Genomic DNA, 17,814 nt, shown 5'->3' on the forward strand with positions numbered 1-17,814 from the left:
ATTCAGGGGTTCAAACTTATATTCAGTTGTTCAATCTTAACCCCGGCTTTATCAAAAAAATCCAGTGCTTCTGTATCAGGATAGACTACCCCGAAAACTACTTTCTCAATCCTGGCATTGATTAACATCTTTGCACATAATATGCATGGCTGGTGGGTGCAGTAAACAGTGGCGTTCTCGATGCTTACGCCGTGCAGTGCCGCCTGTATGATGGCGTTCTGTTCTGCATGCACAGCGCGGCATAATTCGTGCCGGGTTCCTGACGCGATGTTATTCTGCTGCCTTATGCACCCTATATCGAGGCAGTGCGCAAGATTTCGGGGCGCGCCGTTATATCCGGTGGATAGTATCCTTTTATCCCTCACTATCACCGCACCCACCTGGTTCCGGAGGCAGGTGGAGCGTTTCGCCACGATGCTCGCTATCTCCATGAAGTATTCGTCTATTGTGGGCCGCATCAGCGATGAATACGCATCAAACGATAAATATTTACTGCTTAAAAATAAGTTCGATATATGAAATCCGTCGTTTTACTTTCATCAGGTCTTGACTCCACGGTTGCGTTCAAGGAAGCATATAACAGGTGCGATGAAGTGCTGTGTGTGACCTTCGATTACGGACAGCTAGCATCCGAAAAAGAAATAACATTTGCAAAAAAAATATGTGAGCTTTTCAATGTTTGTCACATCATAATATCCCTTCCATGGTACAGCACCTTTCGCGGCGCGCTCACAGGCGGAGGAGCGCTTCCGAAAATACTGGAAAGCGAACTTGATGACAGGGAGATCACGCGGGAAACCGCAGAAAAGGTATGGGTGCCTGCACGCAATGTGGTTTTTCTTTCAATAGGAGCTGCACTTGCTGAGAACTATAAATATGACCTTATTGTAACCGGGTTCGATGCCGAGGAAGCCGCAACGTTTCCTGATAACACGCCTGAATTCGTAGAGAGCTTCAATGGGATGCTAAAATTCGGCACACTTACGCATCCTTCAGTCTATACCCCGCTGATTTCCATGAGTAAAGTCGAAATCGTAAAGCGGGGGCTTGAGATAGATGCTCCGCTTGAATGGTCGTGGTCGTGTTATGAGGGCTGGGAAAGACCCTGTGGAGTGTGCGAGTCATGTCTTCGGCGAAAGCGTGCTTTTAATTCTTCGGGAGCGACGGATCCCTTGCTGGAACGCCTCGGGATTTGAGACCTTTACTCAAGTTCAAACCTGATGGTGCATTCGCCAACAATGCCGGGCTTTTCCACTCCCTTCGTGATGACGTTTCTCCCGATTTTCCTGACGGCTGCATATTTGGCAGCCTGCACAATAGGGCAAGCCGTCGGAATGCCTTGCTTTCTCAGTATCTCGTTGCCGTGGCAGATGGCACATCCTTTGATGTCGAGCGTATAGTTCTTTTCGTCGCAGTTAATTTCCACTTGCTTTGCAAACTCAAGCTGGTTCTTGAGATAATTCTCAAAGCTCTGTGCAAACTCCGTATTATTATTGAAATTCCCTGCGTTATCCGCCCAGTTATCAGCCATTATCGAACCCACTTTGGCATTTACTTTCTTGGCATCCTCGCCCAGCGCTTTTATCACGGTGCTGTGATATTGTTTAAAGAAATTCAGGCTCATTGTCATAATTACTCCTATTTTTAGTTTTGTCAAAATCATACATAACCGTTATCGGATATAAAGGTTATGGTCATAGTCTGTTAAAAAGAGGATGATATGTTATTGTAACAGGCGGGCAAAATCGAAAGGTTCAACCCTTCTTATCAGGTTGGCTCTTAGTATGGGTTTGTAATTAGGGTCCTTACCCCTGCCTAATGTCTGAAATATTTTTTCTTCCGTAATATCAAGTATGCTCATAGCTTCCCCGTTCTAGAATCCATCCTTTGAATAAAACCGCATCCCGAAGTGTTCGCACAGCCCGCTTTCACAGTCATCATCGTGTCGCTTTCCACAATGCGAAAGCGTCAGAAGCCTTATCGCCATATCATGTTTCTCGCAATACGGTGAGACTATCATTTTATCCTCCCATGTAACAACAAATATATCTTAATTAATCGTTAAAAAACCTATAACCCCCATTGTATATAATATTAACCCGCATATATACAATTATAATTATCATCATAACCATAGATTATGTGATCAACACAGACCGCCTACCAAGTTGCCCCGAACCTTTCACGGAAAACAAGCTCATTAAGGTTTTTCCTTTCAGAAGCCCTTTCTTTTTTAACAGGATGCCCGAGAGCAACTACTGCCATCAATTCATAAGAATCCGGCGCTTCAAGGACTTTATTCACCATCTCTTTATTCTTCAGTATCTCGCCAAGCCACACCCCGCCAAGTCCCATGGAGTGAATGACAAGCAGCATGTTCTGAATGCACGCGCCTATGGATTGCACATCTTTTGTATAATGATACATATGTTCTTTGTCAAGAAAAACCACTATCAGCACAGGGGCATTATTTATAGTCGGACCGTAGTTTGTAAGTTTAGAAAGGTTCACTTTCGTTTCCTTATTTCGCACCACTATAAACCGCCATGCCTGGTTATTTAAACCTGAGGGCGCCCACCTTCCCGCATCGAGGATTTGCACTATCACCTCATCACTCACGCTTTCATACGTAAATCCCCGGACGCTTCGTCGTGATTTTATCGCCTCTATCGTTTCCATAATATCACCCGTACATCTGAGGGTCAGGCGGCTTGGACTGTAAAATCGGGATAAGATTTTCCATGGATAAAGGAAAAACGGCGGCCATTTCTTCCCCGCAGGCAGGACATTTCTTTGATAACTCAAGCGGGGTTGCGTTGATGGTTTCATCGTAAATGGCTTCGGATATAAAAGGACTGAGAATAGGAGTGGGCTGACCAATGTTGAACTCACCGCGTGCTAAAAAATCATAATACGTGAGCTTTTCAGAATAACCGCATTTGCATCGAAGTTCAATTTTATTTTTTAAGAACTTATTGTTCCTGTTTTTCTGCGATAATGCGATGATTGTATCTTTCATCGCTCCAAGATTGGTTTCCCTGTACTAAATTCCTTCGGCATTTAATTTGAGAAAACAGCTTTTCTCACAGCTTCTATCGTGGCATCAATTTCTATGGGCTTGGGACATACCGCAAGCACATGCTCGGAATCCTTAAGCAAATGTCCCGTAGTGACGCACACAACATTTTCATCAATATCTATTACCCCTAAACCCACGAGCTTCCGTAATCCTGCAATCGAAGACGCACTGGCTGGTTCAACCCCTATCCCTTCAAGACTTGCAAGTTCATGCTGTGCTCTGATTATCTCTTCATCTGATACAGTCTCAGCAGTTCCTCCGGATTCCCTTATTGCAGTCAATGCCTTTACTGCATTTACAGGGTTGCCGATGCGGATCGCGGTAGCTACGGTTTCTGGCTTGGCTTCAGGTGTTATTGTAGATTTATTATTCTTGATGGCCGCAACTATGGGACATGCTCCTTCTGCCTGTATGCCTGTCATTTTCGGGACGCTATCTGTGAGTCCAAGATGCTTTAGCTCCTTGAAACCCTTGTAAATAGCCGTGATGTTCCCCGCATTTCCAACAGGCAGGATAATTCGATCCGGAGCCTGCCATCCCAGCTGGTCTGCAATCTCAAAAGCGATGGTCTTTTGTCCTTCAAGGCGATAAGGGTTTACCGAATTTAAGAGATAGAACCCTTCCCTGTCGCAGAGGTCACGCACCAGTTTTAACGCATCATCAAAATTTCCACGGATGCTCAAAACCTTTGCTCCGTGCATGAGAGCCTGCGCCAATTTCCCCAGTGCTACCTTTCCCGAAGGCAGGAGAACAACAGCAGGAACCCCTGCCCTTGCCCCGTACACTGCCAGCGAAGCTGATGTGTTCCCGGTGGAGGCGCAGGCGACAGTTTTCATGTTAAGTTCAAGGGCTTTTGTAACTCCGACTGTCATCCCTCTGTCCTTGAATGAACCTGTTGGGTTCATGCCTTCGTGCTTGACATAAACCTCTTTCATTCCAACATCTTTTGAGAGCCTTCCGACGCGATAGAGCGGTGTCCCGCCTTCCTTCAGGGACACAGGCTCCCTGCCCACAGGCAGGAGTGCGCGGTATTTCCAGACCGACAGCGGTCCTTTCAAGTCCTTTTTTGTAATCTTGATATCCGAGTAATCATAGACAACATCAAGGAGACCACCGCATGGACAGGTGTAGATAACCTCGGTTTCTGGATACTTCCTGTGACATTCAATGCACTCAAGGTGGTACATAAGATACTCAATAGAATTTTAAAGCTTATAGATTGCTCTGGTATTTCGATTGTAATACTATCGTGTTATACTTTCATCTATACGAAGAGACAATCAAAACTTGAAATAAAAAATGACCGAATTTATTGATATTATTTTTGCAAAACCGATTGAATGTTATGTTGAAATAGATTATAAGAAGAAATTACGCTCGATCAGATTTTTAAAAAGTAAAGAAAATTTAAAAGAGAGAAAAACACTCGACATCAGTTTTGAACTGGAACGCTATTTTAATGGTGAAGAAATTGATTTTTCGTGCGAGTTAGACATATCGCACCTTTCTCCTTTTGCGCAAAAAGTGCTTGAGGAAACAACAAAAATCGGATACGGTGAAACAATTACATACTCGGAACTTGCACGAAACATAGGCAGCAAAGGAGCGCGAGCAGCAGGAAGGGCGCTTGCAATCAATCCTCTTCCGATTGTTATCCCCTGTCACAGGGTGGTTGCAAAGAACGGTATCGGCGGGTACTCAGCAGGTGTGGATATAAAAACCAGATTGCTTGAGCTTGAAAAAATCCAATAACCTTTAATAGGTAAAAATGAATGTTTGCTCGTGCCCCGATGGGGTAGTCCGGATATCCTTTGAGATTGCGGATCTTAAGACCTGGGTTCAAATCCCAGTCGGGGCGCTCAAATTTTTGTTAAACGCCTTACTTGGAGATTGTCGGATTGACTCCATAATTTCATCAATCCTCACCAAATTATGGGATTTTTTCTTAACACATTGTGCAGGGAGTTGAACAAAAAAAAGGACGTCCGGACCGGGATTTGAACCCGGGTCGGAGACTCGACAGGCCTCCATGATAGGCCGCTACACTATCCGGACTTTGAGGGATTCGCATAAACGGTTTTGTTGCATTTAAGTCTTTTGTTAACGGATTCTTTTTAATCACAATCCAGTATCACTTATAAATAGTTGCGTCTTCAATTAGCATGTTCGATGAAGCTGGTTATCCGCAAATCCGACATTAAAGGAACCATCAGCGCCCCTCCCTCAAAAAGCTACACACACAGGGCTATTGCAATTGCTGCCCTCTCGAAGAAAGCCACAGTTTACAACCCGCTCATATCGGAGGACACGAAAGCTACAATAAGAGCCGTGGAAGCTTTTGGTGCTGAGGTAGAATCAAAGAAAGACTCACTCATAATCAAAGGATTCGATGGGGAATTAAAAACCCCAGATAATGTTATCGATGTTGCAAATTCAGGCACAACACTTCGCATAATGACAGCAGTGGCTTCGCTTGCAAACGGCGGCACCGTCCTTACAGGCGATGCCAGTATCAGGACAAGACCGAATACCCCTTTGCTCAATGCACTGAATGACCTCGGGGCTGAGGCATTCTCTACGCGCAATAACGGAATGGCACCGCTCGTGGTAAGGGGAAAAATGCGGGGAGGGCGCGTGCATATAGACGGCTCGATAAGCTCCCAGTTCGTATCAGCGCTGCTTATCGCCTGTCCCTTTGCACAGAACACGACCACCGTATTAATTAAAGGAGAGTTGAAATCACGACCCTACGTGGATATCACCATCGCCATGCTAAAAGATGCAGGCGTGAAAATAACATGCGATGCCCCTAATTCTTTTGCCATCCCGCCGAACCAGGAGTATAACATGAAGTCGTACAGCGTTCCTGGGGATTTTTCTTCCGCTTCATATATGATGGCTGCAGCAGCATTGTGTGGAGAAATTACTATCAAGAACCTTTTCCCTTCGGAGCAGGGCGATTCGGTTTTGATCGAGATGCTTGAAAAAATGGGGGCGCAAATCTCATGGGACAAGAAAAAAGGGGAGATTAAGGTAAGCAAAGGCAGTCTAAAAGGCATAATTGTGGATGTGGGCAAGACCCCTGACCTTGTTCCAACTCTGGCGGTGCTCGGAGCGGCAGCAGAAGGGACTATGGTCATCGAGAATGCGGAGCATGTAAGATACAAGGAAACCGACCGGCTTCATGCGATGACAGTTGAACTTAAAAAAATGGGCGTGGACATCGTGGAAGAAAAGGACAGGCTGGTTATCAAAGGCGGGACGATACGCGGGGCAGAGGTACACGGCTGGGATGACCACAGGATTGTTATGGCTCTGGCTGTGGCAGGGATGGTAGCCGGCGATACGACAATCGATACGATAGAGTCGGTCAGCATCTCGTATCCTGGTTTCTTTGATGATTTGAAAAAGATCGGTGCTGTTGTTGATAATTTGAACTGATAGAACAAACAACAGACTAACGCAAACCGATTCCATCATCAGAAATACGATATATTTTAATACCGCTTTGCATGTATGGAAGGGTTGTGCCCAGGTGGCCTAGTTGGTTAGGGCGCCAGACTCATAGGGTAATACACAAGGCGCTTAAGCTTCCTGAGAAATCTGGAGGTCACGGGTTCGGATCCCGTCCTGGGCATCTAACGGTTCCGTCCAATTCCCGTCCTGAAAACAGACAAAGATTGGTGAGAGAGATTGCTCTTCGGTCAAAGAGCATATTAAGAGAACAGCAACCTGTGAGAGAATAAAGAACTGCTTGCTCGACTTCGCGAGGACTGCCTGGTGGGTTTCAATGTACCGAGGATAAGTAAAACACATATTACCACTTTATTGAGGCGCGAATTTTGAGATCGTCCACTTGGAGGGGAGGTTTATTATTCTCCTTCTATCGGCGAACCTGATTTTTTACTTTTTTTGGATTTAAGTTCTTCCCATTGCAATAGCCATTTCCATAAGGGTATAAACATAATCTGATTTCCATTCACTCTCACTTCCTCTTCGTCGTCTTTTGTGACAACATAACCCCGGTCAAGAGAGAACTCTTTAAGGAACTTTAATAGACCCTTCAGATCCTTTCTCTGTATGTTGTTCTTATATTTGGACTCAAGCGGAATAATTGCTCCATCTTCGGTCAGGACACAATCCACCTCAGCAGTCCCCTTTCTCCAGAAAAACTGCGCTTTTGAAGAGTTTACTACAAGATTTTCAACGACCCTGCCCGGCTCAGGAGCTTCACATAGATGGAATAACAGCGTGGTGCTGGAAAGATAAAGCCTTTTCATCTTCTTTTCGCTTGTTAACCGGTTCCTTGAGAAGTTGTAGCATTTCTGTAGAATGAAACCTCTCTCCAGATAGAAGATATATTTGGAGAGCGTCTTTCTGCTGATGCCCAAGTCCGTCGCCAACGCAGAATAATCGGTCATAATTCCCGGGTTTGAGGCTACGACTTTGAGTATCTGCTTGAGCGCGTCTTCATATTCTATGGGGAATATCCGCGGCAGGTCTTCATAGATGAGCTTGTTGATTATTGATTCAACGTACATATTAACAAAAGGTTCGTCAGCTGTAACAAGCTCCGGGAACTGCCTTTTAGCATAAAGGAGCGTCTCTTTTATTAGTGCCTCTTTGAACATTTCTGGTCTGTTAATCAGTTCATCCTCACCTTTAAAGTGGAGGAATTCAATAAAACTCAATACAGGAAGATGAAAAAGGAATATCCTGCCAGCAAGGGATTCTTCTGCCTTCTTTCTTAAGAAAAGCGAGGACGAACCTGAAACAAAAAACTTGAGATTGGGGTAGGTATCATAGTAGTATTTTATCTGGTTCTGCCAGCCTTCAAGCTTCTGGATTTCATCGAGAAACAGATAAAGCCTGCCTGCGCTCTGGATGTCCATGCCTATCCTTGACTGAAAATCGCCTACGACATCGTCAAGGGATACCGCTTCCTCGTCAAAGGAAAAGTAGAGTATCCTGTCCCTTTTTGTACCCTGTTTTATGAGATGGTCTATGAACTGCTTTAAGAGCACCGTCTTACCCGTACGGCGCAGACCGATTATCCCAAGAACCTGCCTTGAGTCCAGATGCCTGGCAAGCTCATCGAAAAGCTCCCTTTTCTTCTCATATCCATAGTTGAAACCTTCTCTCCAGTGGAGGTTGTATTTCAGGAGGTTTACCATATTTTTCACTTATATGGGTATCTTGATTCCCATATTATTTAATTTTATGGGTAATATGATTCTCATGTTGCCATTTCAATAGTACCCATGCAGCAACCCGCCCGAAGGGCGGTGCCGTCCAAGAATAGAATCAACAACGAACTAATACTAACTCGTACGAACTCTGTCTACTCCTGACAGGATAACAGGATTGACAGGATTAAAAGTAAGAGCCTGATATAACGCCTACCACCACTTCATGCTCTCCCTGAACCTCGCCGTCTTCTCCCCCGACTCCGGCTTCCTGAACACGTACAGGTGCTCATGCCCTATCAGGTAAAAATCGTACTTCTTCCCGAACCACTTCTCCCTTGTGCTCTTCATCTTCCACTGCAGCTTGATGATATCCTCCCTCAGAATGAACCCTGCCTCAAGGAAGCTCATCAGCACCCGCGGCGTGATGGGCACGAAATGCTTGCTGCGCCTTGTATCACCTATCAGGACGGTGCAGTGCTTTCCGGGCTTGAGCACGCGCATGCACTCACTAGCCACACGCCGCATCTCCTGCTCGAACTCGGCGATGTTGTGCACGCTCGACAGGTCGCCCTCGCGGTTGTGCGAGTACGGGATGATGCTGGCATAGGGAGGATGGGTAGCGATAAGGTCAATGGATTCGCTCTCAATCAGGTCAAGCGACCGCGCATCCCCGACATACGTCTTAATCTCCGGCGCTCGATAATCAGCATCCAGAGGCGCATAAGCGAAATCCAGCCTGTTGCGCGCCACCATGACAGCGTCGGGATTGATGTCCACACCCGCGGCGCGCCTGCCCAGAAGCTTGCATTCCACAAGCGTTGTGCCTGAGCCCACCATCCCGAGTCGCGCCTCGGGAGGGCGCAGACACGTATGCCCCGCAGGCATACGTGGATTCCCGCTCCCGAAGGGTAATCGGGCTGGTCAAGCACAAGTTCTCCCGGCGCCGTATAACGGAGAATGAGGTTGCGCGGGATGTAGGGCGACCAGTTGCCCCTGTAGTTTCCGATGTGCGTAGCCCAGTCGCCGCGGTCGGGGAAGCTCCAGTTTGATGAACCCCTCTAAAATTTTTGAATATCTTTGGGTTCATCAAAGACCGTGGTGGTTTCCGGGGTGAAGGTGGAGGGGGCGAAGCGAACGGTATTCTACCTTAACAAGGTTATTATGCCTCTACCTTTAAAGCTTTAGAAACGAACTCCGATACCCTTATATCATGTTTTGGAAGTAAGATCTCAATGCCTATTGCTTCTCCCTTTTTATCAACATCGACAATAACATTGTCTGCTAAAGGCTCAGATCTATCTACTTTTCCTTTTTTTAAATGGATATACATCGCATTAACTTCTGAATCAAATTCTACTGAAACCATGTGTCTATTCGATCATAGCTTTAAGCCTCTATAAGCGGTCTTTCTCGGCAGAATATCGTATATAATAATTAGTTTGTTCTTTTTATCAACATTATAGATGATTCGCCAATCTCCAAGGCGTATTCTGTAAGTACCCGTATGACCTTTGAGTTTTATAACGTCCATTCTGATGGGTGCAAAAGAATATTGAAGTTCGCCAAAGACACCTCCACATCTGCTTTGAACATCCTCAGGAAGTGCAGTAAGGCTTTTCTCGGCTCTTTTTGTTAAAACTATTCTATACATTGGAGCTTTTTCTCGCTTTTAATGCTTTCCAATCTACATATTTACCCGCTTTGTATTCTTTTTCGCCTTCCCTGATAGCTTCAAGCTCATCTTCTTCCGGCTCAACTTCGGGAACCAGCAGGCTCTTCAAATCTCTTATTTCGGTTCTTAAAAGCTTGAGTTCTCTGTAAATGCTTTCATTTGTTGCTGCCATTTTCTTTAACCTCTGAATATCATGCGTTTGGAATATTTAAACCTGACTTAGTTACCACCACCTCATACTCTCCCTGAACCTCGCCGTCTTCTCCCCCGCATCCGGCTTCCTGAACACATACAGGTGCTCATGCCCGATGAGATAGAAGTCATACTTTTTCCCGAACCACTTTTCCCTTGTGCTCTTCATCTTCCACTGCAGCTTGATGATATCCTCGCGCAGGATGAACCCGGCTTCGAGGAAGCTCATCAGCACCCGCGGCGTGATGGGCACGAAATGCTTGCTGCGCCGTGTATCGCCAATGAGGACGGCGCAGTGCTTTCCGGGCCTGAGGACGCGCATGCACTCACTGGCCACACCGCCGCATCTCCTGCTCGAACTCGGCGATGCTGTGCACGCTTGAGAGGTCGCCCTGGCGGTCGTGGGAATAAGGGATGATGCTGGCGTAGGGCGGATGGGTAGCGATGAGGTCAATGGATTCATTCTCTATCAGGTCAAGTGAGCGCGCATCTCCCGCGTATGTCCTGATTTCCGGTACTTTATACTCGGCATCCAGCGGTGTATAGGCGAAATCCAGCCTGTTGCGCGCCACCATGACAGCATCGGGATTGATGTCCACGCCCACGGCGCGCCGTCCCAGGAGCTTGCATTCCACAAGCGTGGTGCCAGACCCCGCCATCTGGTCGAGCACAAGTTCTCCCGGCGCCGTGTAGCGAAGAATGAGGTTGCGCGGGATGTATGGCGACCAATTGCCCCTGTAATTCCCTACGTGCGTTGCCCAGTCGCCGCGGTCGGGGAAGCTCCAGACCGTGGTGGTTTCTGGGGTGAAGGTGGAGGGGGCGAATTTTGAGAGCTTCCACTTCTGCTGGAGTTTTATTGTTGTTTCTCCGATTTCGACTTCCGAATGGGATTGGAGGAATTGTTTGTAGTCGGTCCTTGTGATTTCGCGCAAGGATCGAGATTGATCTTATGAGTAATATATAAATATAGATGTAATTAAATTGTAATCAAGTTGTAACTATGTTGTAATAGACTATGATTCGCAGAATTATTTACATCCGAATAAGAAAAACTTATTACAAACATAGTAACTGAAGTCGATGAATTCATAAGGAAACACAATAGTTGAACTTAGAGATTACGGGTGTTATGCAAAAAGGAGTATCAGTAGAAGATTAGTTGAACTAAAAGGGAGAAGAAATGATGATACACTTTTATTTTAAAATATTCAATAATATAAAAAGTGAACATGAATCTAAGGATTTTGCTAAATTAGAGATTATTGGATTGTTTGGGGAAGTAACAGAGATTAATAATTTTTCGGATAAACTTTTAGAGGAGCCGCTAAAGACTTTCACTTCCGAACCGGTAAGAATCCAAGACATTATAACTGCTGAATTACCTTATGGAAAAATACAGGGATATTATGGAAAAAAATCAAAAGGTACAGATGTTACACATTTAGTTAAACGGCTAGCTTATACACGAGAATTCTTTTTAATAATAGAAAGTAAAGAAGAACCAGAAAAAATATTAGAACTAATTTTCCCTGAAGGAACTATAAACAAAAATGTTCAATTTTTTGAAAAAGATGGAAAAAAACTCTTTAGATTTATTACGAATCAATATTTTTTAGAGAAATCAGAGTATATTTCAAAGTTAAGCAGGAATGAAAGTGAAATTGATAGAAATGTAGAGATTTTATTTTCTCATTTAATAAAAAATATTTATAGAATTCCTGCGTCTTCAACACTGGCTATAGGGAAAAGATTAGAAGATTATTTTGCGATCCGAGAGGAGACTTCTTTGTACTTAAATCACTATATGCACCCTTACAAAGGAAAATTTCATCCTAAGATGGTTAGGGTTTTATTGAATTATATTTGTCCTAAAAATGAGGGTATTGTTTTAGATAATTTTGCAGGAAGTGGCACATTATTGGTTGAGGCAGGTTATTTAGGTCTCGATAGTCTTGGAGTAGAAATTAACCCACTCTCTGTATTAATGAGTAACGTAAAATGCCATTCTATAACTATACCGTTAGAAAAATTAAGGAGAGCAGCAGATGACTATTTGAAGATGGTAGATACTGAAATAAATCACTTTATCAGGGTGAACAATAGACAAAAGCTTCTTATTGAAAATAGGTTAACGTCAGAGAAAATTAAGGAAGAAGCACAAATTGCTATAAAAGAAATTGAAAGAATGGATGGGTTTAGGAATAAAGAACTTGTTGTTCAAAAAATAATAATTGCTAGAGAATTATTAAAATTCTGTGAAGATGATAAAATTAGAGAATTTTTGCTTTTATCCTTAAGTGGGTCAATAAGTGATATAGCAAGAAGAACACAAAATGAATTTGTGGAAGTTTTAAGAGAGAGAATGAATGACTTGTATTTGAGGATTTATTTATTTCACAAATTAAATGAAGTGCTTAAAATTAAAGTTGGTAAAGCTCATGCCTATGTGGCAGATACAAGGGACATGAAAGTTATTAAAGATAATTCTGCTGATGGGATTGTGAATTCGCCACCATATTCCACCGCTTTAGATTATATTAAGAATGATTATCCACAGTTAGTTTTGTTGAAACTTGTCGAATCAATGGAACAATTAGGAAAAAACATGATGGGAAATCCAAGAATCAACTATGATAAAAAAGAATTATTAAAACTCGTGGAAGATAAAGAAAAAGACCCATTAAGCATGTCTGTTCTTGCTCATAAGTATGTTTCTATGTTGTTAGATAATGGAAGGCAAGATGCCGGGTTAAGAGTATATAAATTTTTTATAGATATGTTGTTCACTTTACGGGAAATGTACAGAGTGATGAGAATAGGATCAAAGTGTGCAATAATAATTGGTAACAATCATTTCATGATCCATAATGAATATGTAGAGATACCTAACGGTGAGGTTATTTTAGAACTTGGTAAAAAAATAGGATTTAAAGAAGACATGATCATAAAAAGAGAATTACAAAAAACAAGTGTAGGGAATATTAGAGAAGAGATGGTTATTATTCTTAAGAAGTAATCTTTCTTTTCGACTTAATTATGGATATATGGTGTTAACCAGTCCATCAATTGTTCATTAGTCGGTGTACATGTCCCTCTAGATTTCGCAAATTGTTGCATAATCTCATAACCCAATCGAAAATTTATTTCATTCGGATTATTGGTGTTATCTATTATGTTCTTAATAAAAATGGACATCTGAAAAGGTACCCGTATGCAGGTGAGCAATGTGTTAATTCTACCAGTCTTGAATTCATGTTTCCCTGAGAATGTGGGTAGATTATTCTCCGTATGATATTTTACATCTTCATTCCAACCTAATATGTCTAAAAAATTCAGAAGTCCCAACAGTCCTCCATCTGGCAATGCGTTATTAATCTCTTCTTGGATTTGTTCAATACAAACCATTACATTCTCGTTGGGTCTGTACCTTATTTTACCTAATTCCTCTTTATGATCTATGTGATGAGCATTTCGATAAATCAAAACCATGACCATCTTGAACAAATCAAAATCTATAGCTGATATTTTCGAAAGATACACCCATATATCATCAAATCTTGCATTTTCATAAAAATGGCTAACCTTTGGAGTCATATCGTGTATGTTAGGTATGTCTCTAAACGCTTCTTTCCCTGGCTTAAGAAAATAAACCTCTATATCATTGGATAATACGTTAACAACATATCTTCTGGGTTCCTCTAAAGATTGACCAGTTTCCCATCGTATGGCTTCTCTGATACGCATCTCCCTAGTTTCCTTTAGTCGCTGCCGAGCCTGCCGATCTCTATTAAAAAGTCTTGTAGACAGGATATCTTTCATATCATCGCGTGAAATAGGCACAGCCTGACATCATCAGGAGATCTAAATTGCTTTATTACCAGAAAGATGTCGTAATAATGTAATTTGATTACCAAATGGTAACAATAAATATCCTTCAGAAAATTATATCATGTGCTCAATGTGGGAACTTCTCTCTTTCATCCAAGGACGAACAAGATGCCTTTGTCTGAAAGAACTTGCGACAGGACCAAAGACTCCAGGAATGATAGCGAAGTCATCCCAAGTACACTTATCTCACATAAGCCGAGCTTTGCGAGAGCTATCCGAGAAAGGAATAGCAGAATGTGTCACACCGGACACAACAAAAAATCGCTTCTATAGAATCACAGATCTGGGAAAAAAATTGCTACAAGAGCTCGATAAAATTGATAAATGTAGCTAACATCAAAATGGTTGTGTTAATAAATTGGATTGAGAAGTAGTAGTCTTATAAACAGTATATGTAGTTATCTATTTTAAGAATATATTTTAATTTAATTTTTTTATTCTTCATTAAGTGTAAGTTGTGTGGGTTGTGTATGAAAGTTTTTGATTTCATCTCCATTTAGTTTTAACCTGTATCTTTCTTCTATTCTGCCTTTACTCAACCTGTCCAGAATCATCTCGTAATACTTTTCATCAATCTCAGCCGAGATATATTGTCTATTAAGTGCCTTACAGACTTCTATCTCAGAACCGCTCCCACCAAAAAGAATTAAAACAATATCGCTTGGAGGCATTGTGCATGATTTAATTAACATTTCAGAAAGTTTCTGAGGAATTTGGCAAGCATGAAATGTTTTTTCTTTGCTGACGTTCTTAACTAAATCAAAATAAAACCAATCATATGGCATCCTCCCTTTTGAACCATTCGCTAAATTACTTAAAATTCTCCTGTCGTTAGGATTCTTATAGGGTACGGCTACACTATCCTTGAAAAACTTATTATCTTTCGTTTTTCTACAGTGCAAAATACTTCTATGAGCTGTGGTAAACCGATTAGGACTATGACCAACATTAGTATTGTATACCCAAACATAATCGGAGACTTCATAGCATATCGTATCTAGATATTTTACTCGCAAGTGGGCATTTTGTTTAGGGTAATTTATCAAAAACATGTTGCCATCATCTTTTAAAACCCTTAAAGATTCCCTCGCTAATTCGATATACCACTCAATATATTCGTCAAAAGATTTCGTATATGATTTATCTCCGTACTCTATACCTACATTATAATCAGGGTCACCATAAACCATATCAACACACTTATCCGGGAGTTCTTTCAAAATATCCATGATATCTTTTAAGAACACTTTATTTAGGTAAGTTTCAATATTATTCTTAGTCATATCTATGCCTCCCTTATAGCATTGTATAACATTGCTCGTCCTTTGTAATTCCAATAAACGATATCTTCCATAATGAACATCCATTTTACTACTTTTAAAAGAACGTCTACTTTCGCACCTGTTTGAAATATCATTTGTAAATCAGGATATTTTTCTAGCAATCGGTCAACATCATTCTCTGAACAATTGTAGAGGGTAGTGAGAGCTTCTAATAAATCGTTAAATTTTTGTGGATTTTCTTGTTTCTTATTCTTAAAGTCTGATTTGATTTCATCATGCGTTCCTCTCCCTAATCCAAATTCTTCCAAGACTTCTACTTTAAAATCAAAGTTCCATTTGTTTAAACCTGCTGGTCTGAAAATAAAAAGTTTCTTGCCAATTGATAAATTCTCCACAGGGTAACGAAATTTTACACCGTGTCCTCTCTGATGACTTTCAGAGTCAATAAATATGTTTACAACTTTTTTCACAATTTCATGCCGAGCCACAGAACCTTTAATTTCGATGGCTTTTTCTTCAATTGTGGTTGTTTCTTTCTTTTTCATGTTTTCATCTCCTCTTAAAGCGACCAATTGCGTATAACGTTTGCGTATATCTGATGTTTTGCGGAGTGTAGTGGAGCAAAATATGGGTCAGGCGACAGCAGGAGCGGCGCTGTACACCTCGAAGGGCGCAAAGACCGCAAAGCTGAGGCAGCAGAAGGCATTAGGAGAGCATCTGCGTTTATCTGCGTTCATCTGCGGTTTGCGATTTTCAGAACAAACCAAAAATGGTGCAACCGAGCGGTATCTGGTATATCGACCCCCCCTATCATCCGCTTTCCCCAACTTCCAGCTTCACAAGCTATACAAGCAATTCCTTTGCCGAAAAAGACCAGATACGATTGGCAGAAGTTTATCGTGAGCTTGACAAAAAAGGATGCATAGTCATGCTGAGTAATAGCTATTCTAAATTTATTTTAGAGATGTACAGCGGTTACAGGATTGAGCAGGTGAGCGCAAAAAGGATGATCAACTGCAATGGGAAGAAGAGAGGAGCGATACCCGAGGCTGTGGTTTTGAATTATTAGAGTTCATACCGAGTTCGTATTAGTTCGCTGTTTATACTGCACGGTTTTTAATGCTGGGAGGTCGCATCGGCAACATATCGGCGCCGAGGATTAAATTTTTAAAAAGTGATAAATGTGCGGCGCTTTACACCGCGAAGGGCGCAAAGAACGCAAATCAAAGGCATCAAAAGGCATTAGGAAAAAATCTGCGTTTATCTGCGTTCATCTGCGGTTTTTAATTTTCAAAAAGCAGAGCCTTCAAAGTGCAACCATCTGATTTCTTGAATTTCGACCCTCCCTATCATCCGCTTTCCCCAACTTCCAGCTTTACAAGCTATACAAGCGCCTCATTCTCAGAAAAAGACCAGCGCCGATTGGCAGAAGTTTATCGCCGACTCGATAAAAAAGGATGCCTCCTCATGCTGAGCAACAGCTATTCCGACTTTATTTTAGAGCTGTATGGCGGTTACAGGATTGAGCAGGTGAGCGCCAAGAGGATGATTAACTGCAATGGGAAGAAAAGAGGGGCAATACCGGAAGCGGTTGTGATGAATTATTAGAGTTCGTACGAGTTCGGTGTTAATTTTGTGCCGTTTTTAATCTGAAATGGTTGCCTCGGGAACATATCGGCGCCGGAGGTTTAATATTTACACGGTCGTAAATACCATGTTTTGCATAGCATTTATAAAAACCGTCATCAATCAAAAACTCAAATATTTACATTACCTCAGGTTTTTGAGGTTATCTTTATAAATAAATAAATCAACTACATAACTATGAGAACCATGAAACAGGATGAGGAGATTTCAAATCTTCATGAGATTGCAGCGGTACAATTAAAGAATAAGGATTTGATAAAACTCTCAGCGAAAGCAAAAGAAAAAAGCATGCTACTATTAGAAGAGCAGGGCATATCTGCAATAGCGCTTGCTTTATCCAGGACTTTAGTTGATTTTGTCCAGCACCCGGAGAAAATAAAGGCGTGATTAAGTGCGTGCGTATCTGGATACTTCGGCACTTGTAGTTTACTGTTTTGGCAGGAAGTTAGAGCCAGAGAGATACAAATCTGTAAAGGCTTTATTTGATAAAATAAATTCGCAGGAGATTACAGGAGTAGTATCTTTTTATTCACTTCACGAACTGTTCATTTTTGCAATAGAAAATTTTTCACAAGATATCTCAAGAAGTATCGGTAAAAAAGCGCTTGAAGAGATATTGAAAAATCGGGTTGAGATTATACCTCTTCTTAATAGGGAGCAAAGGATTCGATATTCCAGTAGTATAAAGCTAAATGATGCTTCGGATATACCGCATGCGATATTAGCCCTTATGGAAAAATGTGACTGCATTGTGACTTATGATGCGCATTTTGACGATATAAATACTGTAATTAAAATAAATCAGCCTGAAGAGTTGATTTGAAACTATCTTCCTTTCCATCCTTTCTCCGGCTTCAAGCAGGA

24 protein-coding genes and 3 tRNA genes are annotated in these 17,814 nt (G+C 42.0%); 10 read left to right on the forward strand and 17 right to left on the reverse strand.

Annotated elements, in window-relative coordinates:
- Positions 1-2: 2 nt before the first annotated feature.
- A complete protein-coding gene (locus tag O8C68_08705) occupies positions 3-458 on the reverse strand; it encodes a cytidine/deoxycytidylate deaminase family protein (protein MCZ7395883.1) in 456 nt (151 codons plus the stop codon).
- 57 nt (positions 459-515) lie between these two features.
- Here O8C68_08705 and queC point away from each other — a divergent pair, with 57 nt between their 5' ends.
- Positions 516-1,196, forward strand: a complete 681-nt coding sequence (queC, locus tag O8C68_08710; protein ID MCZ7395884.1) for a 7-cyano-7-deazaguanine synthase QueC — start codon at positions 516-518, stop codon at positions 1,194-1,196.
- 5 nt (positions 1,197-1,201) lie between these two features.
- Here the strand turns inward: queC and O8C68_08715 are convergent, their stop codons facing one another.
- The 5 genes from O8C68_08715 to thrC form a co-directional block, all read right to left on the reverse strand.
- Positions 1,202-1,657: a hypothetical protein gene (locus O8C68_08715; GenBank protein MCZ7395885.1), complete on the reverse strand. Its 456-nt coding sequence runs from the start codon at positions 1,655-1,657 to the stop codon at positions 1,202-1,204.
- Between the two features lie 216 nt (positions 1,658-1,873).
- Positions 1,874-2,020 (reverse strand): hypothetical protein, encoded by a 147-nt coding sequence (locus O8C68_08720; protein MCZ7395886.1) that lies wholly within the window; start codon positions 2,018-2,020, stop codon positions 1,874-1,876.
- 140 nt (positions 2,021-2,160) lie between these two features.
- Positions 2,161-2,679: a nitroreductase gene (locus O8C68_08725; protein ID MCZ7395887.1), complete on the reverse strand. Its 519-nt coding sequence runs from the start codon at positions 2,677-2,679 to the stop codon at positions 2,161-2,163.
- 4 nt (positions 2,680-2,683) lie between these two features.
- On the reverse strand, positions 2,684-3,019 hold the full coding sequence (locus O8C68_08730; protein MCZ7395888.1) for a hypothetical protein: 336 nt from the start codon (positions 3,017-3,019) through the stop codon (positions 2,684-2,686).
- Between the two features lie 41 nt (positions 3,020-3,060).
- Positions 3,061-4,266 (reverse strand): threonine synthase, encoded by a 1,206-nt coding sequence (gene thrC / locus O8C68_08735; GenBank protein MCZ7395889.1) that lies wholly within the window; start codon positions 4,264-4,266, stop codon positions 3,061-3,063.
- Between the two features lie 112 nt (positions 4,267-4,378).
- Between thrC and O8C68_08740 the strand changes: the two genes are divergently transcribed.
- Together O8C68_08740 and O8C68_08745 are read left to right on the forward strand one after the other, a co-directional pair.
- Positions 4,379-4,831, forward strand: a complete 453-nt coding sequence (locus tag O8C68_08740) for a methylated-DNA--[protein]-cysteine S-methyltransferase (GenBank protein MCZ7395890.1) — start codon at positions 4,379-4,381, stop codon at positions 4,829-4,831.
- A 32-nt stretch (positions 4,832-4,863) separates the two neighbouring features.
- Positions 4,864-4,937, forward strand: a tRNA-Arg gene (locus O8C68_08745).
- A 124-nt stretch (positions 4,938-5,061) separates the two neighbouring features.
- On the opposite strand, the gene O8C68_08750 is transcribed toward O8C68_08745, so the two are convergent.
- Positions 5,062-5,134 (reverse strand) — tRNA-Asp (locus O8C68_08750).
- A 114-nt stretch (positions 5,135-5,248) separates the two neighbouring features.
- On the opposite strand from O8C68_08750, the gene aroA reads away from it, so the two are divergent.
- Entirely contained in the window at positions 5,249-6,520 is a 1,272-nt protein-coding gene (gene aroA / locus O8C68_08755) for a 3-phosphoshikimate 1-carboxyvinyltransferase (protein MCZ7395891.1), read from the forward strand.
- Between the two features lie 88 nt (positions 6,521-6,608).
- A tRNA-Met gene (locus O8C68_08760) sits at positions 6,609-6,716 on the forward strand.
- A 235-nt stretch (positions 6,717-6,951) separates the two neighbouring features.
- Here O8C68_08760 and O8C68_08765 read toward each other — a convergent pair.
- From O8C68_08765 to O8C68_08795, 7 genes are all read right to left on the reverse strand, one after another.
- Positions 6,952-8,253, reverse strand: a complete 1,302-nt coding sequence (locus O8C68_08765; protein MCZ7395892.1) for an ATP-binding protein — start codon at positions 8,251-8,253, stop codon at positions 6,952-6,954.
- A 225-nt stretch (positions 8,254-8,478) separates the two neighbouring features.
- Entirely contained in the window at positions 8,479-9,153 is a 675-nt protein-coding gene (locus O8C68_08770; GenBank protein ID MCZ7395893.1) for a class I SAM-dependent methyltransferase, read from the reverse strand.
- Between the two features lie 274 nt (positions 9,154-9,427).
- A complete protein-coding gene (locus O8C68_08775; protein MCZ7395894.1) occupies positions 9,428-9,634 on the reverse strand; it encodes a DUF2283 domain-containing protein in 207 nt (68 codons plus the stop codon).
- Positions 9,635-9,646: 12 nt separating this feature from the next.
- Positions 9,647-9,919 (reverse strand): type II toxin-antitoxin system RelE/ParE family toxin, encoded by a 273-nt coding sequence (locus O8C68_08780; GenBank protein MCZ7395895.1) that lies wholly within the window; start codon positions 9,917-9,919, stop codon positions 9,647-9,649.
- Positions 9,912-10,112, reverse strand: coding sequence for a hypothetical protein (locus O8C68_08785; protein ID MCZ7395896.1), 201 nt, complete (start codon positions 10,110-10,112; stop codon positions 9,912-9,914). The genes O8C68_08780 and O8C68_08785 overlap by 8 nt, the downstream gene beginning before the upstream one ends.
- A gap of 51 nt (positions 10,113-10,163) precedes the next feature.
- Positions 10,164-10,454 (reverse strand): hypothetical protein, encoded by a 291-nt coding sequence (locus O8C68_08790; protein ID MCZ7395897.1) that lies wholly within the window; start codon positions 10,452-10,454, stop codon positions 10,164-10,166.
- A 4-nt stretch (positions 10,455-10,458) separates the two neighbouring features.
- The gene (locus O8C68_08795) at positions 10,459-11,064 is read right to left on the reverse strand and encodes a DNA methyltransferase (protein MCZ7395898.1); all 606 of its coding nucleotides are present in this window, start codon (positions 11,062-11,064) and stop codon (positions 10,459-10,461) included.
- Between the two features lie 248 nt (positions 11,065-11,312).
- Between O8C68_08795 and O8C68_08800 the strand changes: the two genes are divergently transcribed.
- On the forward strand, positions 11,313-13,148 hold the full coding sequence (locus O8C68_08800; GenBank protein MCZ7395899.1) for a DNA methyltransferase: 1,836 nt from the start codon (positions 11,313-11,315) through the stop codon (positions 13,146-13,148).
- Between the two features lie 14 nt (positions 13,149-13,162).
- Here O8C68_08800 and O8C68_08805 read toward each other — a convergent pair whose 3' ends face one another.
- From O8C68_08805 to O8C68_08815, 3 genes are all read right to left on the reverse strand, one after another.
- Positions 13,163-13,951: a hypothetical protein gene (locus O8C68_08805; GenBank protein ID MCZ7395900.1), complete on the reverse strand. Its 789-nt coding sequence runs from the start codon at positions 13,949-13,951 to the stop codon at positions 13,163-13,165.
- Between the two features lie 503 nt (positions 13,952-14,454).
- Positions 14,455-15,303, reverse strand: a complete 849-nt coding sequence (locus tag O8C68_08810) for a site-specific DNA-methyltransferase (GenBank protein MCZ7395901.1) — start codon at positions 15,301-15,303, stop codon at positions 14,455-14,457.
- A gap of 2 nt (positions 15,304-15,305) precedes the next feature.
- Entirely contained in the window at positions 15,306-15,848 is a 543-nt protein-coding gene (locus O8C68_08815; protein ID MCZ7395902.1) for a hypothetical protein, read from the reverse strand.
- 182 nt (positions 15,849-16,030) lie between these two features.
- On the opposite strand from O8C68_08815, the gene O8C68_08820 reads away from it, so the two are divergent.
- The 4 genes from O8C68_08820 to O8C68_08835 all read left to right on the forward strand — a co-directional run bounded on the left by O8C68_08820 (position 16,031) and on the right by O8C68_08835 (position 17,773).
- Positions 16,031-16,372 carry a DNA adenine methylase gene (locus O8C68_08820; GenBank protein ID MCZ7395903.1) on the forward strand — a complete coding sequence of 114 codons (342 nt, stop codon included), beginning with the start codon at positions 16,031-16,033 and terminating at the stop codon, positions 16,370-16,372.
- A 242-nt stretch (positions 16,373-16,614) separates the two neighbouring features.
- Complete coding sequence (locus O8C68_08825; protein ID MCZ7395904.1) at positions 16,615-16,911, forward strand: DNA adenine methylase; 297 nt, start codon at positions 16,615-16,617, stop codon at positions 16,909-16,911.
- Between the two features lie 216 nt (positions 16,912-17,127).
- Positions 17,128-17,337 (forward strand): hypothetical protein, encoded by a 210-nt coding sequence (locus O8C68_08830; protein ID MCZ7395905.1) that lies wholly within the window; start codon positions 17,128-17,130, stop codon positions 17,335-17,337.
- Positions 17,338-17,341: 4 nt separating this feature from the next.
- Positions 17,342-17,773, forward strand: a complete 432-nt coding sequence (locus O8C68_08835; GenBank protein MCZ7395906.1) for a PIN domain-containing protein — start codon at positions 17,342-17,344, stop codon at positions 17,771-17,773.
- Positions 17,774-17,814: the final 41 nt, after the last annotated feature.

Origin of the sequence: Candidatus Methanoperedens sp. (genome assembly GCA_027460525.1) — an archaeon.
GTDB lineage: Archaea > Halobacteriota > Methanosarcinia > Methanosarcinales > Methanoperedenaceae > Methanoperedens.